The sequence below is a fragment of the Curtobacterium sp. NPDC086286 genome (assembly GCF_044746255.1).
Classification (GTDB): Bacteria; Actinomycetota; Actinomycetes; order Actinomycetales; family Microbacteriaceae; genus Curtobacterium.
Map to the genome: position 1 here is coordinate 62,403 of NZ_JBIVBW010000001.1, position 14,339 is coordinate 76,741.

General features: G+C 73.9%; 13 protein-coding genes. 7 read left to right on the plus strand and 6 right to left on the minus strand.

Going from position 1 to position 14,339, the window contains the following annotated elements; genetic code table 11:
* Positions 1–16: 16 nt before the first annotated feature.
* The 4 genes from ACIPKM_RS00320 to ACIPKM_RS00335 all read right to left on the minus strand — a co-directional run bounded on the left by ACIPKM_RS00320 (position 17) and on the right by ACIPKM_RS00335 (position 4,035).
* Positions 17–1,093, minus strand: a complete 1,077-nt coding sequence (locus tag ACIPKM_RS00320; RefSeq protein WP_070418023.1) for an ABC transporter permease — start codon at positions 1,091–1,093, stop codon at positions 17–19.
* Positions 1,090–1,971, minus strand: coding sequence for an ABC transporter ATP-binding protein (locus tag ACIPKM_RS00325; RefSeq protein WP_070418024.1), 882 nt, complete (start codon positions 1,969–1,971; stop codon positions 1,090–1,092). The genes ACIPKM_RS00320 and ACIPKM_RS00325 overlap by 4 nt, the downstream gene beginning before the upstream one ends.
* Before the next feature lie 136 nt (positions 1,972–2,107).
* Positions 2,108–2,788: a response regulator transcription factor gene (locus ACIPKM_RS00330; RefSeq protein WP_071295732.1), complete on the minus strand. Its 681-nt coding sequence runs from the start codon at positions 2,786–2,788 to the stop codon at positions 2,108–2,110.
* Complete coding sequence (locus ACIPKM_RS00335) at positions 2,770–4,035, minus strand: sensor histidine kinase (protein WP_071295733.1); 1,266 nt, start codon at positions 4,033–4,035, stop codon at positions 2,770–2,772. The genes ACIPKM_RS00330 and ACIPKM_RS00335 overlap by 19 nt, the downstream gene beginning before the upstream one ends.
* Positions 4,036–4,099: 64 nt before the next feature.
* Between ACIPKM_RS00335 and ACIPKM_RS00340 the strand changes: the two genes are divergently transcribed.
* The gene (locus tag ACIPKM_RS00340; protein ID WP_229085446.1) at positions 4,100–4,438 is read left to right on the plus strand and encodes a YciI family protein; all 339 of its coding nucleotides are present in this window, start codon (positions 4,100–4,102) and stop codon (positions 4,436–4,438) included.
* Here the strand turns inward: ACIPKM_RS00340 and ACIPKM_RS00345 are convergent.
* On the minus strand, positions 4,344–5,555 hold the full coding sequence (locus ACIPKM_RS00345) for an MFS transporter (RefSeq protein ID WP_402735880.1): 1,212 nt from the start codon (positions 5,553–5,555) through the stop codon (positions 4,344–4,346). The genes ACIPKM_RS00340 and ACIPKM_RS00345 overlap by 95 nt on opposite strands.
* Positions 5,556–5,608: 53 nt before the next feature.
* Here ACIPKM_RS00345 and ACIPKM_RS00350 point away from each other — a divergent pair, with 53 nt between their 5' ends.
* Positions 5,609–6,199 (plus strand): TetR/AcrR family transcriptional regulator, encoded by a 591-nt coding sequence (locus ACIPKM_RS00350; RefSeq protein WP_402735881.1) that lies wholly within the window; start codon positions 5,609–5,611, stop codon positions 6,197–6,199.
* A 117-nt stretch (positions 6,200–6,316) separates the two neighbouring features.
* Positions 6,317–7,210, plus strand: a complete 894-nt coding sequence (locus ACIPKM_RS00355; RefSeq protein ID WP_402735882.1) for an alpha/beta hydrolase — start codon at positions 6,317–6,319, stop codon at positions 7,208–7,210.
* A gap of 212 nt (positions 7,211–7,422) precedes the next feature.
* Here ACIPKM_RS00355 and ACIPKM_RS00360 read toward each other — a convergent pair whose 3' ends face one another.
* A complete protein-coding gene (locus ACIPKM_RS00360; RefSeq protein WP_402735883.1) occupies positions 7,423–7,905 on the minus strand; it encodes an ATP-dependent zinc protease in 483 nt (160 codons plus the stop codon).
* A 64-nt stretch (positions 7,906–7,969) separates the two neighbouring features.
* Between ACIPKM_RS00360 and rimK the strand changes: the two genes are divergently transcribed.
* The 4 genes from rimK (at position 7,970) to ACIPKM_RS00380 (ending at position 14,020) form a co-directional block, all read left to right on the plus strand.
* Positions 7,970–9,163 (plus strand): 30S ribosomal protein S6--L-glutamate ligase, encoded by a 1,194-nt coding sequence (gene rimK, locus ACIPKM_RS00365; RefSeq protein ID WP_070418032.1) that lies wholly within the window; start codon positions 7,970–7,972, stop codon positions 9,161–9,163.
* Positions 9,164–9,252: 89 nt separating this feature from the next.
* Positions 9,253–10,326: a 3-oxoacyl-ACP synthase III gene (locus ACIPKM_RS00370; RefSeq protein ID WP_070419407.1), complete on the plus strand. Its 1,074-nt coding sequence runs from the start codon at positions 9,253–9,255 to the stop codon at positions 10,324–10,326.
* Entirely contained in the window at positions 10,323–13,037 is a 2,715-nt protein-coding gene (locus ACIPKM_RS00375) for an alpha/beta fold hydrolase (RefSeq protein ID WP_402735884.1), read from the plus strand. Before ACIPKM_RS00370 ends, ACIPKM_RS00375 begins: the two co-directional genes overlap by 4 nt.
* Positions 13,034–14,020 (plus strand): NAD-dependent epimerase/dehydratase family protein, encoded by a 987-nt coding sequence (locus ACIPKM_RS00380; RefSeq protein WP_402735885.1) that lies wholly within the window; start codon positions 13,034–13,036, stop codon positions 14,018–14,020. Before ACIPKM_RS00375 ends, ACIPKM_RS00380 begins: the two co-directional genes overlap by 4 nt.
* The last annotated feature ends 319 nt before the right edge of the window (positions 14,021–14,339 follow it).

The following is a 14,339-nucleotide window of genomic DNA, read 5'->3' on the forward strand; positions in this document are numbered from 1 at the left end:
GTCCGGTCCTGCGGCGTCAGCCGCGCAGTGCCTCCGTCAGCTTCACCCGGCTGCCGGTGCGCAGCAGCGCGTTCTCGTAGATCCGGGCGCCGACGACCACGACGAGCACGACCGAGACCGCCACGATGACGAGGGACAGGATCGGCTCCCACCACTCGGCGGTCCCGAGGAAGATCCGCATCGGCATCCCGATCGGCGCGCTGAACGGCACGTAGGACATCACGCCGAGGATCGTCGGGTTGTTGTACGCGACGATGATGAGGATGTACGGGATCATCACGAGCATCATCACGGGGGTGGTGACGCTGCCGACGTCCTCCTGACGGGAGACGAGCACCGCGGCCGCCGCGAACAGCGAGGCGATGAGCACGAAGCCGATCGCGAAGAACCCGACGAACCAGAGCATGCTCGGGCCGAGCACCGTGAACATGTTGTCCTGCCCGGTGACCGCGAGCGTCACCGCCGCCGCGATCGCCACCGCGACGATCTGCGCGAACGCCATCACGCTGTTGCCGAGGACCTTGCCGGCCAGGAGTGCCCGGGCCGGGATCGCCGCCATCAGGATCTCGACGACGCGGGTGGACTTCTCCTCGACGACGCTCTGCGCGATCGACTGACCGAAGGTCACGGCGGACGCGAAGTACACGACGCCGAAGGCCAGAGCCACGATGTAGATCAAACCGCCAGGGATCGCGTTCGGGTCGAGCAGCTCGATGCGGGGGGAGACGCTCAGCGCCTGGACGACGTCGGTCGGGGCGTCGTCGAGCCCCACGACCTTGTAGCCGAGCGGGTCGTCGGACGGCAGGACCGCCGCGTCGACGTCACCGTTCTCGACGAGCCGTTCGGCGGCTGCAGCGGTCGGCGCCTCGGTGACGTCGAGCCCCTTGCTCGTCGGCAGGCTGACCCCGTCGACGACCGCGACCGGGGTGGTGTCGCCCGCCGTGGCCTTGCCGACGATGCCGCCGACGACGATCGACGCGACGACCATGAGGATGAGGATGCAGGCGGACACGACGAACGCCTTGCTGCGGACGCGGGCCTGGATCTCGCGCGCGGCGACGAGCCGGACGGACTGGACGAACGAGCCGTTCATCGGACGACCTCCCGGAAGACCTCGCTGAGCCGAGGGACACGCGGCGAGAACGACCCGACGGTGCCGTGCTGGACGGCCCGCTGCAGGACGCGCTGCGCGGTGGCGTCGTCGGCCTCGAACACGGCGTACCCGCCGTCGAACTCGCGGACGGTGACGCCCGGTTCGTCGCGGAGCCAGGCGACGTCCCCGTCGACGAGGAGCTCCCACGCGGCGGGGCCGGCCTGCTTCCGCAGTTCGTCCTGCGGGCCGGCGGCGCGGATCGTGCCCCCGGCGATCACCACGACGTCGTCGCAGAGCCGCTCGACGACGTCCAGCTGGTGGCTCGAGAACAGCACGGGCACGCCGCCCGCCGCTGCCTCGCGCAGGACGGCGAGCACGACGTCGACCGCCATCGGGTCGAGGCCGGAGAACGGCTCGTCGAGCACGAGGACCTCGGGGTCGTGGGCGAGCGCGGCGGCGACCTGCACGCGCTGCTGGTTGCCGAGGGACAGCTTCTCGACGGCGTCGGTGGCGTGCGGCGCCAGGCCGAGCCGGTCGAGCAGGTCGGTGGTGCGGCTCGCCGCGGTGCGCTTGTCGACGCCGTGCAGCCGGGCGAAGTACGTGATCTGCTCGGCGACCGGCATCTTCGGGTAGAGCCCGCGCTCCTCCGGCATGTAGCCGAAGCGGCGACGGTCGGCCGGGCCGATCGTGGTGCCGTCGATGGACACGGTGCCGGCGTCGGCCTGGAGCACGCCGAGCAGGATCCGCATCGTGGTGGTCTTGCCGGCGCCGTTGCCGCCGACGAACCCGGTCAGGCGTCCGTCGCCGACCGTGAACGTCACGTCGTCGAGCACGCGGCGGTCGCCGTACTGCTTGGTCACCCCGTCGATGGTGAGCATGTCGTTCCCCTCTCGCGGCGGTTCGCTCCGCCTGCGTCGACGCTATTGCGCGGGGTGCGGCGGGCGCCTCCGGCTGGCGACGGGGATCGGGGCGCCGCGGGCTCCGCCGCGTGGGGGAGCGCGGGTCGGACGGGGTCTAGGCGGGGGTTCCGGCCACGCCGTGCTCGAAGGCCCAGACGACCGCCTGGATGCGGTCGCGCAGTCCGAGCTTCTGGAGGACGTTCGACACGTGGGTCTTCACGGTCGCCTCACCGACCCACAGCTCCGTCGCGATCTCGGCGTTGCTCAGCCCGCGGGCGAGCAGCCGGAGGACCTCGGTCTCACGCTCGGTCAGCCCTGCCGTGACGACCGCCTCGTCGCCGTCCGGTGCCGCGGGCGCCCCGGACCCGGCGGTCGCGCGGCTGATCACCCGGCGGGTCACGTCCGGGGCGAGGAGCGCATCGCCGGCGGCCACGGTGCGGACGGCGTCGATCAGCCGCTCGGGGGAGGCGTTCTTCAGCAGGAACCCGCTCGCCCCGGCCTCGAGCGCCTGGAAGAGGGCGTCGTCGTGGTCGAAGGTCGTCAGGACGAGCACGGCCGGTGGCTCCGGGAGCGCGGCGATCCGACGCGCCGCCTCGAGCCCGTCGACGTTCGGCATCTGGACGTCGAGGCACACCACGTCCGGTCGGAGCGTCCGCACGGCCTCGACCGCCTCGGCGCCGTCAGCGGCCTCGCCGACGACCCGGAACCCCGGCTCGGACTCGAGGATGACGCGGAACCCGGCCCGGACGAGGTCCTGGTCGTCCGCGAGCACGATGGTCAGGTCGTCGGCAGCCATGCCCGCACCAGCCAGCCTCCCCGGGCGCGCGGCCCGATCTCGATCCGTCCGCCCACCGCGGCGACGCGTTCGCGCATCCCCACGTGGCCGAGTCCGCTGCCCGCGGTGTTCCGCGGTGCCCGGTCGCCGTGTCCGTCGTCGGTGACCTCGACCTCGACGCCGTCGTCGAGGTACCGCACCCGGACGTCCGCCCGGGCCGTCGGGCCGGCGTGCTTGAGGACGTTCGTCACGGCCTCTTGCGCGATCCGGTAGGCGACCGCCGACACCGTGGGCGGGACGTCGCGGACGCTGCCGACCACGACGTACTCGGTCGGGTGCCCCGCGGTCCGGGCCGAGTCGGCGAGCTCGCCGATCCGGCCGAGCCCCTCGGTGCTCGGAGCCGCGCGGACGTCGTCGCCGCCGTCCTCGTCGGCGCGCAGGGTGCCGAGCATCCGGCGGAGCTCCTCGACGGCGGTCCGGGCGCTCTGCTCGACCACGCCGAGCGATGCCGTCGCCTGCTCGGGGTCGTGGCCGATCACGCGTCGAGCCGCGCCGGCCTGCACCCCCATGAGCGACACGTGGTGCGCCACGACGTCGTGGAGTTCGCGGGCGATGCGCACGCGCTCGATCGTCACGGCCTGGGCAGCGCTCCGCTCGCGTTCGGCGGCGAGCTCGGCGGTGCGGAGGTCGAGCTCGTGCTTCGCCACCGCCGACGCCCAGGCCCGGTTGCCGGCGTACCAGGCAGCGCCGAAGTAGATGACGTTGATCACGATGTTGAGCAGCGAGAGCGCGATGTACGGCGGGATGAGGCCGCCGTCGTCGTTCGGCAGCGCGTTCGGCACCGCCCAGCCGAAGGCGATCGCGACGAACAGCCAGGCGAACATGCCGCCGATGACCACCCAGCGCACGACCTCGGCGCGGACACGGTCCGAGCACCACGCACCGACCGTGTACAGGGCGATGAACAGCGTGAAGTTCACGAGGAAGACCTCGGGCACGTGCAGGATCTGCGTCGCCGCGAAGGCCAGCGCCGAGACGACCGCCATCGTCATCGGCCAGCGGCGGCGGAACGCGACCGGTGCGGCGTTCGCCACGACGAGCAGCGCCGAGACCCACCACGCTGCCTGGTCGTCGCCGTAGGTCCCGGCCGACCCGTAGAGCATCGTCGTGATCGCCAGTCCGGCGCCGAGGACGAGTGCGAGGAGGGCGTCCTGGCGGAACTCGCGGCGCCCCACCGGCAGCCGTGACCACTCCGCGGTCGTCCCCATGGTCACCACGGTAGCGGGTGCGATCGCCGGAGTAGCCTGCCGCCAACCGAACAGGGGAGGCACCATGCAGTTCCTCGTCAACGTCATCGACGACGGGCAGGCCGAGGCCGCCGGTCGGACCGAGTCCGCGACACGGGCCGAGGCGGACGCGGTCGACGCGCTCAACGAGCGGCTCGGCGACGCCGTCGTCTTCGCGGCCGGGGTGTCCGCGCCGTCGGACGCCGTGGTGGTCGACGCCCGTCGCGCCGAGCCGACCACGACCCCGGGGCTCGTCGGGGACCCGGCCGAGTTCGTCGCCGGGTTCTGGGTCATGGACCTGCCGGACGCCGAGACCGCGCTGCGGGTCGCGCAGGAGGCGTCGGTGGCGTGCAACCGGAAGATCGAGCTGCGCCCGCTGCTCTGACCCACGCACCGAGCACGGCACAGGCGGCCGTCACGAGCGCCCCGGCCCCGAACGTGCCGAGCGACCCCAGCGGTTCGACGACCGCTCCGGCCGCCGCGGCACCGCCGGCCTGGCCGAGGACGAGCGCCACGAAGAGTACCGAGGTGCCGGCCGAGGACCGCTCCGGATCGATCTCGTCGGTCCACGCGATCAGGGCCCCGGTCGCCGCCGTGTACCCCCAGCCGAACACGGCGCATGCGACGAGCGCCACGGGCGTCCACTGCGGCATCGTGCCGAGCGCCAGCACACCGAGGGCGACGGCGGCGGTGGTGAGCGTCCACTGCGTCCGGGCACGGAGCCGACTCGTCCACCGGGCGGTCGCCACGACGGCGGCACCGCCCGCGCCGAGCGCGATCCACGCGGACACCGAGACGGCGACCGGTGCGCCGGCGTCGACGAGCACCGAGCGGCCGTAGGTCCACACGACCGCCGACCCTGCGCCGAAGAGCAGAGCGAGCACGAGGACCGCACGGTGCGCCGTCCACCACGCCCGGTCCGGGGCCGGTGCTCGCTTCGTGGGGGTCTGCCCGGCCGTCGCCGTCCGGCGGGGCGACCACGAGGACGCGAGCAGGACCGCCCCGACGACCAGCGCCGCGATCCCGGACCACGTCCACGCGGTCCGCCAGTCGGGCAGGAGCACGAGCGCGAGCACACCCGCGGCGACGAGGCCGGGGCCCGTCCCGGCGTTCACCACGGCCTGCGCCCGGCCCTGTGCCGGCTGTGGCACGAGGGTCGTCACGAGACTGACGAGTGCGGGCGAGGCCAGCCCCGCGCCGGCCGAACCGACGATCGACGCGATCGCGAACGCCGTGGGGTCGCCGGCCGCGGCCATGCCGAGTGCACCACCGCCCGCGACGGCGGCAGCGACCGCCACGAGGACCCGGGGCACGCGGCCGGCACAGCGGTACCCGACCACGGCGCCGACGCAGTACATCGCCGAGGCTCCGGACGAGACCCACCCCGCAGCGTCGGCGCGCAGCCCGAGGTCCCGCTGGACGTCGGGCAGGAACAGCCCGTACGCCAGCCGGACCAGGCCGTACGTGGCGGCGATCAGGCCGAGGCCGCTCCCCAGGAACACCGACTGTCGTAACGAAAACGATCGTTTCACTTTTGAGAGCCTAGGGTGCTCTCATGGCGATGCGTCCAGGAACCGAGCAGAAGCTGCTCGACGCCGCCGAGGAGCTCTTCTTCACCCAGGGCATCGCCGCGACGCCGATCGACGCCGTCCTCGAGCGCGCGGGGATCTCGAGCGCCACGCTCTACCGCGGGTACGCCAGCAAGGAGTCGCTCGTCGCCGCGGCACTCGCCCGTCGCCACGACGACTGGCTCGCCACGTGGGACCGGGCCGTCGACGCCGCCGAGGACGACCGCGGCCGACTGCTGGCGGTGTTCGACGCCCTCGACGCGTACCGCTCCACGCCGTCGGGGTCGCGGTGGTGCGCGTTCCTCGGCACCGCAGCCGAGTACGTCGACGCCCCGTCCGACGTCCGCGCGGTCCTCGACCGCGAGACGGACACCCTGCGGCGACGCCTGACCGAGTCGGCCGAGCCCGTGGTCGGCGCACACGCCGGGGCACTCGCCGAGCAGCTGCTGCTCCTCGTCTCGGGGTACCTCGCGATGCGCCTCCGCGAACCCGGCCTCGGGACCGCCACCGCGCGTGCCGTCGCCGACGCGCTCCTCGGGGCGGCGGAGCGACCGGTTCCTGCGCGACTTCACACCTGACGTCCGCGTGTACCCGAGGTCCTCCGGTACCCGACTCGGTAGCTTGCCCGGTGTGCAGCGGATCCCCTCGACCCTCGTGACGACGCGTGTGACCGCGGACGGCATCGTCCCCCTCGCATGAGCAGCTCGCGCGCGGCCCGGATCACCCGCCGCTCCCTCCTCGCGGGCGGCGCCGCGGTCGTCGTGGCCGGTGCCGCTGCCGAGGCCGTGAACCTCCGGCTGCTCCCCGGCCGCTCGACGATGTACCGCGTGCTCGGCCTCGACGGACCGGCGGGCACCGTCCCCGACGTCACGCCGGTGCCGACGGTGTCCGGGTCGTTCACGTCCCGCGCTCGGAAGGGCCTCGAGGTCGGCTGGACGATCGCCGCGCCGCAATCCGACGGCCCCCTGCCCGTCGCGGTCGCCCTGCACGGCTACGGCGACGACCACGCGGACTTCTTCGGCTCCCACCTCGGCTACGACCGGTTCCTCGCCGCGTACGTCGCCGCGGGCGGAGCGCCGTTCGCCATCGCCGCGGTCGACGGCGGCAACCGCTACTGGCACCGACGCGCGGACGGCGACGACCCGGCCGCGATGGTCGTCGACGAGTTCCTGCCGCTGCTCGCCCGCCGCGGGTTCGACACCGCACGGCTCGCGTTCACCGGCTACTCGATGGGCGGCTACGGCGCGCTCCACCTCGCCGGCGTGCTCGGCTCGGCGCGGGTGCGTGCGGTCTCCGCGATCAGCCCCGCGTTGTGGCGGTCGGCGGGGGAGACGGCACGTGGCGCCTTCGACGACCCCGCGGACTTCGCCGCGAACACGGTGCTCGGCCGACAGTCCTCGCTCGACGGCGTCGCGGTCCGCGTCGACTGCGGCACCGGCGACGGGTTCGAGCCCGCCGTGCGCGCGTACGTCGACGGCTTCGCGACCGCACCGGCCGGCGGGTTCGAGCCGGGCGGGCACACCACCGCCTACTGGCGGCGGCTCGCGCCGCAGCAGCTGCGGTTCCTGGGTCGGCACCTGCAGGCCTGACCCGCGCCGACGGCGGCCTGGAGGCACGGGTCGGCCCCGCACCGTCCCTCCCGTCCGTCGGCTGGTCGAGCCGACCGACGTTCCCGGTCTCGTCGGTGACCGTTCCGGTTCACGATCCCCGGGATCCGCGAACCGGAACGGTCACCGCGCGGACGACTTCAGCGGATCCCGCCCGGGCCGCGCACCGCGTCGGCGGCGAGCTCGGCGAGCCGTCAGGCGCGACCGCGGTTGCGGCGGCGGATCTCCTTCGGCGCCCGGCCGGCCATGAACGAGCGAGCCGGGTCGACGAGGAACCCCTGGCGCAGTGCCTCGCGGCCGACGAGCATCCGGAAGCCCATCTGGTCGCGGTTGCTCAACGTGACCTCGGCCTCGAAGACACGCCCGGCGAGGGACATCTCGGTGAGGACCACGATGCGCTCCTGGGTGTGCCCGGTGGAGCTCCGGACGATGCGCCGGTCGTGCACGTCGCACTCGATCGTGACGGCGTCGGCATCGGTGTCCTGCCAGGGGTGCACCGAGAAGCGGACCCGGTCGCCGGGGAGTTCCTCGAGGTCGAACGCGTGCAGCGCCGAGCTGCGCGCACCGGTGTCGAGCTTCACCTTGATCCACGGGATGCCGAGGCTCGGCAGGGCCGCCCACTCCCGCCAGCCGGCGACCAGGAGACCGCCGTTCGGGGACTTCGGTTCTCGGGCCATGTGCCCATCCTGTCGCATGCTTGGATGGAGCGTCGCCGTCGATACCAACCCCGGAGCCTCCCCGATGAAACTCGCCATCCTGTCGCGTGCGCCGCACGCGTACTCGACGGAGCGCCTCCGGGCCGCCGCGATCGACCGCGGGCACGAGGTGAAGGTGCTCAACACGCTCCGGTTCGCGATCGACCTGACCGGCGACGACCCCGACCTGCAGTACCGCGGCAAGCTCCTGTCCGACTACGACGCCGTGCTGCCGCGCATCGGGAACTCGATCACCTACTACGGCACCGCAGTGGTCCGGCAGTTCGAGCAGATGGACGTCTACACGCCGAACACCGCCAACGGGATCACGAACTCGCGCGACAAGCTGCGGGCGAACCAGATCCTCTCGCGGCACGACATCGGCATGCCCGCGACGACGTTCGTGAACGGCCGCGCCGACGTCCGCGGGGCGATCGAGCGCGTCGGCGGAGCGCCCGTCGTGATCAAGCTGCTCGAGGGCACGCAGGGCATCGGCGTGATCCTCGCTCCCGAGGCGAAGGTCGCCGAGTCGATCGTCGAGACCCTGCACTCCACGAAGCAGAACGTGCTCATCCAGAGCTTCATCTCGGAGAGCCGCGGCAAGGACATCCGCGCGCTCGTCGTCGGTGACCGGGTGGTCGCGGCGATGCGTCGGAGCGCCTCGGGCGACGAGTTCCGGTCGAACGTGCACCGCGGCGGGACGGTCGAGAAGGTCACGCTGACGCCCGAGTACGAAGAGGCCGCCGTCCGCTCGGCGCAGATCATGGGCCTGCGGGTCGCCGGCGTCGACATGCTCGAGGGCAACGACGGGCCGCTCGTGATGGAGGTCAACTCCTCCCCGGGGCTCGAGGGCATCGAGCGCGCGACCGGCCTCGACATCGCCGGCGCGATCATCGACTTCATCGCGAACCAGGTGGCCTTCCCCGAGATCGACGTCCGGCAGCGGCTCTCCGTCTCGACCGGCTACGGCGTCGCCGAGCTGCTCGTGCACACGAACGCCGACCTCGTCGGGAAGACCATCAAGGAGTCCGGTCTCTGGGACCGCGACATCACCGTCCTGACGCTGCACCGCGGCTCGGGCGTCATCCCGAACCCGCGCAGCGGCGTGGCCCTCGAGCCCGGGGACCGCCTGCTCTGCTTCGGCAAGCTCGAGGAGATGCGCTCGATGATCCCCGAGCGCCGGAAGCGCCGGGCGAAGGTGCGCAAGCTGCCCAAGGAGCCGCGTCAGCCCGAGGCGTGAGGCACATCCGGAGTGCACTGTCCCCCGCCTGTCAGCGCATCCGGATCGCGTACCCAGGCCAGATGCGGAAGTATGTGTCGGTGACGATCATGACGGAACGGCCGGTCGACCAGGCGACGAGCACCGAAACGGAGCGGCCCGGCAACGCCACGGCCAAGCACGACAACGTCGCGCTGCTCTCCGTCGCGACGACCGTGGCGGAACGCGTGACCACCTCGGCCGACATCGAGGAGAAGCTCCGCGGGGTGCTGCGACGCCTGCGCCTGCCGATGGGGCTCCTCGAGCGCGTGGCCGGCGTCAAGGAGCGCCGGAACTGGGGCGAGGGCCAGTCCTTCCAGGACGCCGCCATCGACGCCGGACGCCGCGCCATGGCCGAGGCGGGCATCCGCCCCGAGGACGTCGGCCTGCTCATCAACACGTCGGTGACGCGCCCGCACCTCGAGCCGTCGGTCGCCGTGCGCCTGCACCACGGGCTCGGCCTGCCGTCGTCCGCGATCAACTTCGACATCGCGAACGCCTGCCTCGGGTTCGTCAACGCGATGAGCGTCGCCGCGGGCATGATCGACTCCGGTCAGATCAAGTACGCGCTCGTGGTGGACGGCGAGGACGCCGACCAGGTGCAGCTCAACACCATCGAGCGCCTGAACCAGGGCGGCCGCAACCGCAAGGACTTCATGAGCGAGTTCGCCAGCCTGACGCTCGGGTCCGGCGCCGCCGCGGCCGTGCTCGGCCCGGCGGACATGCACCCGGGCGGTCACCGGATCGTCGGCGGCGTCACCCGCGCGGCGACCCAGTGGTACGACCTCTGCGTCGGCAGCGTCGACGGCATGTTCACCGACGCGAAGATGCTCCTCAAGGGCGGCATGGAACTCGTCGTCGCCGCCTGGAACGAGGCACGCTCCCACTTCGACTGGGCCGACATGGACCGCTACGTGCTCCACCAGGTCTCCGACGTGCACACGAACGCCTTCGTCGAGGCCATCGGCGTCCCGCGCGACAAGGTCCCGACGACGTACGAGCGCTTCGGCAACGTCGGTCCGGCGTCGATCCCGATCACCCTCGCGGACGAGGTCGCCCGCGGTGCCATCCGCCCCGGCGACCGGGTGTTCCTCGGCGGTGTCGGCTCCGGCATCAACACGGCGATGATGGAACTGCGCTGGTGAGGTCCGGCCTCCCGCGCGTCGCCGCTGCCACGGCTCCGGCGACGCCCCCGCCGCCCCTGCCCGGACTCGACCCCGCCTGGTCGCGCATCGTCACGGTCCCCGCCGCTGTGGGTCCAGGAGGCACGGCTCGCCCCGAGCGGTCGTGGCACCTCCTCGACACGGCCGACTCCCTGGCCGCGCTCGGTGGAGAACCCGTCGGCACGCTGCTGTGCGTGCACGGCAACCCGACCTGGTCGTACCTGTGGCGGTCGGTGCTCCGCGCCTCGCTCGACGTCGCCGCCGCCGGTGGTCCGGCGTGGCGGGTCGTCGCGGTCGACCAGCTCGACATGGGCTTCTCGGAGCGCACCGGCGTGCAGCACGGGCTCGCGGACCGCGTGCGGGACCTCGGCGCGCTGACCGACGAACTCGGACTGTCCGGCCCCGTGGTCACCCTCGGGCACGACTGGGGCGGTGTCGTCTCCCTCGGCTGGGCGGTCGACCACCCGGACCTCGTGGTGGCCGTCACGACGTGCAACACCGCGGTGCACCAGCCCGACGACGCCCCGATCCCCGCACCGCTGCGGCTCGCGCTCCGTCCGGAGCTCCTCGGCCGTGCCACCGTGCTGACGCCGGCGTTCCTCGAGACGACGCTCGCGATCGCCCACCCGCGGCTCGACCGTCCCACCGCGGATGCGTACCGCGCGCCCTACCGCGGGGCGGCCCGTCGCGGGGGCGTCGGCGGGTTCGTGGCCGACATCCCCGTCGACGCGACGCACCCGAGCGCACCCGAGCTCGACCGGATCGCCGCCGGCGTCGCCGCGCTCGAGGTCCCCGCCCTCGTGATGTGGGGGCCGCGCGACCCGGTGTTCCTGGAGCGCTACCTCGACGACCTCGCGGAGCGCCTGCCGCACGCGGACGTCCACCGCTTCGAGGGCGCCGGGCACCTGCTGCCGGACGACGCCGACGTCGCCGGGACGGTCGTCGAGTGGCTCGGTGACCACCTGCCGGACGGGCGCGTGCCCGCGGGGGCCGAGCCGTCCCTCCTGGCCCGCACCCATGACGACGCCGACGTGCGCCGCCCGCTCTGGGCCGCACTCGACGAGCTGCGCGACAGCGACGAGGCCGCGCTCGTCGAGATGGCCGCCGCCGGCGGTCCCCGGACCGTCTCGTGGCGGTTGCTCGCCCGCCGGGTCGACGAGGTCGCGGCCGGACTGGTCGATCTCGGCGTCCGCGCCGGTGACCGGGTCTCGCTCCTCGTCACCCCCGGCGCCGACCTGACCGCCGTCCTGTACGCCAGCGTGCGCATCGGGGCGGTCGTCGTCGTGGCCGATGCCGGGCTCGGCCTGCGCGGCCTGACCCGTGCGGTGCGCGGTGCCCGTCCGGACTGGATCATCGGCGCGCTGCCCGGCCTCGGGGCCGCACGCGCGCTCGGCTGGCCCGGTCGGCGCATCGCGACGGTGTCGTTGCCGGGCCCTGCGCGTCGGGCGCTCCGGGTCGAGCACACGCTCGTCGAGGTCGCACGACGCGGAGCGCAGCGCCTCGCACGGGGCACCGCGCTGCCCGGAGCGCCGTCGTCCGACGCGCCGGCCGCGGTCCTCTTCACGTCCGGGTCGACCGGGCCGGCCAAGGGCGTCGTGTACACGCACGGGCAGCTCGGCGCGGTCCGTGACACCCTCGCGGCGCAGTACGAGATCGGCGTCGGCACCGGCCTCGTCGCCGGGTTCGCCCCGTTCGCGCTCCTCGGTCCCGCGCTCGGCGCCCGGTCGGTCGCACCCGACATGGACGTCACCGCGCCCCGGACCCTGACCGCTCGGGCGGTCGCCGACTCGGTCACCGCAGCGGACGCCACCGTCGTGTTCCTGTCACCCGCGGCCGTCGCGAACGTCGTGGCCACCGCCGGTGCGCTCACCGCAGCGGACCGTTCGGCGCTCAGTCGCGTGCGGCTGTTCCTGTCGGCCGGTGCTCCGGTGTCGGCCGCGCTGCTGACCGCGGCCACCGAGCTCATGCCGAACGCGAGCGCCCACACGCCCTACGGGATGACCGAGGGGCTGCTGATGACCGACGTCGACCTCGACGGCGTGCGCGCCGCAGCCGCCGACGCCCCGGACGAGGACGGCATCTGCGTGGGCCGACCCGCCACCGGCGTCCGCGTGCGGATCGCCCCGCTCGACGACTCCGGCGAGCCGTCCGGAGCGCTCACCGAGGACCCGGGCGTCACGGGCGAGATCGTCGTCGCGGCGCCGCACGTCCGCGAGCGGTACGACCGGCTCTGGCGCCAGAACCGGGTGTCGCGGCTCGGTGTGGCGGACCCGCGCGGGCACCGCACGGGCGACGTCGGCCACCTCGACGATGCCGGTCGGCTCTGGGTCGAGGGACGCCTGCAGCACGTGCTCACCACGGCGGACGGGGTCGTCACGCCCGTCGGTCCCGAGCAGCGGATCGAGCGCGTCCCCGGTGTCGGCCGCGCCGGGCTCGCCGGCATCGGTCCCCGCGGCACGCAGCAGGCCGTCGCCGTCGTGGAGACGACCGGTGGGCGCCGCACCCGTCGGCCGACGCTCGCCGACCCCGACCTCGCCCGGGCCGTCCGGGCTGCCGCGGGGATTCCCGTCGCCGCGGTGCTGACGGTGCCCGAGCTCCCGACCGACATCCGGCACAACTCGAAGGTCGACCGTGCACGGCTGTCCCGGTGGGCGGCCTCGGTGCTGTCCGGTGGACGGATGGTCCGGCCGTGAGGGTCCTCGTCACCGGTGCGAGCGGGTTCCTCGGGCAGGCGACCGCCGCGGCCGTGCGTGGTGCGGGGCACGAGGTCCGGACGTTCCAGCGACGGCCCTCCGGGGTCGAGGGAGGGTCGGACCTGCTCGGCAGCATGACCGACCCCGCATCCGTGGCCCGGGCCGTCGACGGCATCGAGGCGGTCGTCCACCTCGCCGCCAAGGTCTCGCTCGCCGGCGACCCCGACGACTTCGTCCGCGTGAACGTCGACGGCACCCGAATGCTCCTCGACGCTGCACGTGGCGCCGGGGTCGAGCGGTTCGTGTTCGTCTCCTCGCCCTCGGTCGCGCACACCGGGTCGTCCCTCGTCGGCGCGGACGCCGGACCCGCCGAGCCCGCACGGGCCCGCGGTGACTACGCCCGCACGAAGGCCGCGGCCGAGCTGCTCGCACTCGCCGCGGACGCCCCCGGCTTCGCCGTCGTCGCCGTCCGCCCACACCTCGTGTGGGGCCCCGGTGACACGCAGCTCGTCGGCCGGATCGTCGACCGTGCCCGCACGGGGCGCCTGCCGCTGCTCGACTCCGGCGCCGCGCTCATCGACACGCTCTACGTCGACAACGCCGCGTCCGCGATGGTCGCCGCGCTCGACCACGCCGCCGACGACGGGGTGCACGGCAACGCGTACGTCGTGACGAACGGGGAACCCCGGCCCGTCGGGGACCTGCTCGCCGGGATCTGCACCGCGTCCGGGGTCCCGGCGCCGCGGGTGCACGTGCCGGCCGGGGTGGCCCGGTTCGCAGGGTCGCTCGTCGAGGCCGTCTGGCGGGTACGTGCGGGCGAGGACGAGCCGCCGATGACCCGGTTCCTCGCCGAGCAGCTGTCGACGGCGCACTGGTTCGACCAGCGGCGCACCCGTCGTGACCTGCAGTGGACGCCCGCGGTGTCGATCGACGAGGGGCTCGGCCGGCTCGCTGCCGCTCAGGCCTCGTCGGCGGCGACGTAGACCCAAGCCGTCGCGCCCGACCCGAGGGTCACCTCGACGCGTTGGTAGTCGGCGACCTCGTAGTCGTCGACGGCCCGCATCTGCCACTCGTGGCCGAGCGTGAGGGTCGCACCCTCGACGCGGTCCCCCGGGGTGCCCAGGCGCAGGATCGGGTGCCGGTCCGAGCCGCTCGGGGAGCGACCGTAGCGGACTGGAGGCGCGGGGGGGGCCCCCCCCCCCCCGGCCCCCCGCCCCCCCCCCCCCCCGGGGGGGGGGGGGGTGGGGGGGGGGGGGGGCGGGGGGGGGGGGCGGCGCGAGGAGGTGGGGGCACGGGGGCCAA

What these genes read in the sequence shown, in the direction of transcription:
- ACIPKM_RS00370 (WP_070419407.1), top strand. Translation starts at nt 9,253, where the DNA reads ATGACGGAACGGCCGGTCGACCAGGCGACGAGCACCGAAACGGAGCGG.
- ACIPKM_RS00325 (WP_070418024.1), bottom strand. Translation starts at nt 1,971, where the DNA reads ATGCTCACCATCGACGGGGTGACCAAGCAGTACGGCGACCGCCGCGTG.
- rimK (WP_070418032.1), top strand. Translation starts at nt 7,970, where the DNA reads ATGAAACTCGCCATCCTGTCGCGTGCGCCGCACGCGTACTCGACGGAG.
- ACIPKM_RS00340 (WP_229085446.1), top strand. Translation starts at nt 4,100, where the DNA reads ATGCAGTTCCTCGTCAACGTCATCGACGACGGGCAGGCCGAGGCCGCC.
- ACIPKM_RS00330 (WP_071295732.1), bottom strand. Translation starts at nt 2,788, where the DNA reads ATGGCTGCCGACGACCTGACCATCGTGCTCGCGGACGACCAGGACCTC.
- ACIPKM_RS00355 (WP_402735882.1), top strand. Translation starts at nt 6,317, where the DNA reads ATGAGCAGCTCGCGCGCGGCCCGGATCACCCGCCGCTCCCTCCTCGCG.
- ACIPKM_RS00360 (WP_402735883.1), bottom strand. Translation starts at nt 7,905, where the DNA reads ATGGCCCGAGAACCGAAGTCCCCGAACGGCGGTCTCCTGGTCGCCGGC.
- ACIPKM_RS00335 (WP_071295733.1), bottom strand. Translation starts at nt 4,035, where the DNA reads ATGGGGACGACCGCGGAGTGGTCACGGCTGCCGGTGGGGCGCCGCGAG.
- ACIPKM_RS00350 (WP_402735881.1), top strand. Translation starts at nt 5,609, where the DNA reads ATGGCGATGCGTCCAGGAACCGAGCAGAAGCTGCTCGACGCCGCCGAG.
- ACIPKM_RS00320 (WP_070418023.1), bottom strand. Translation starts at nt 1,093, where the DNA reads ATGAACGGCTCGTTCGTCCAGTCCGTCCGGCTCGTCGCCGCGCGCGAG.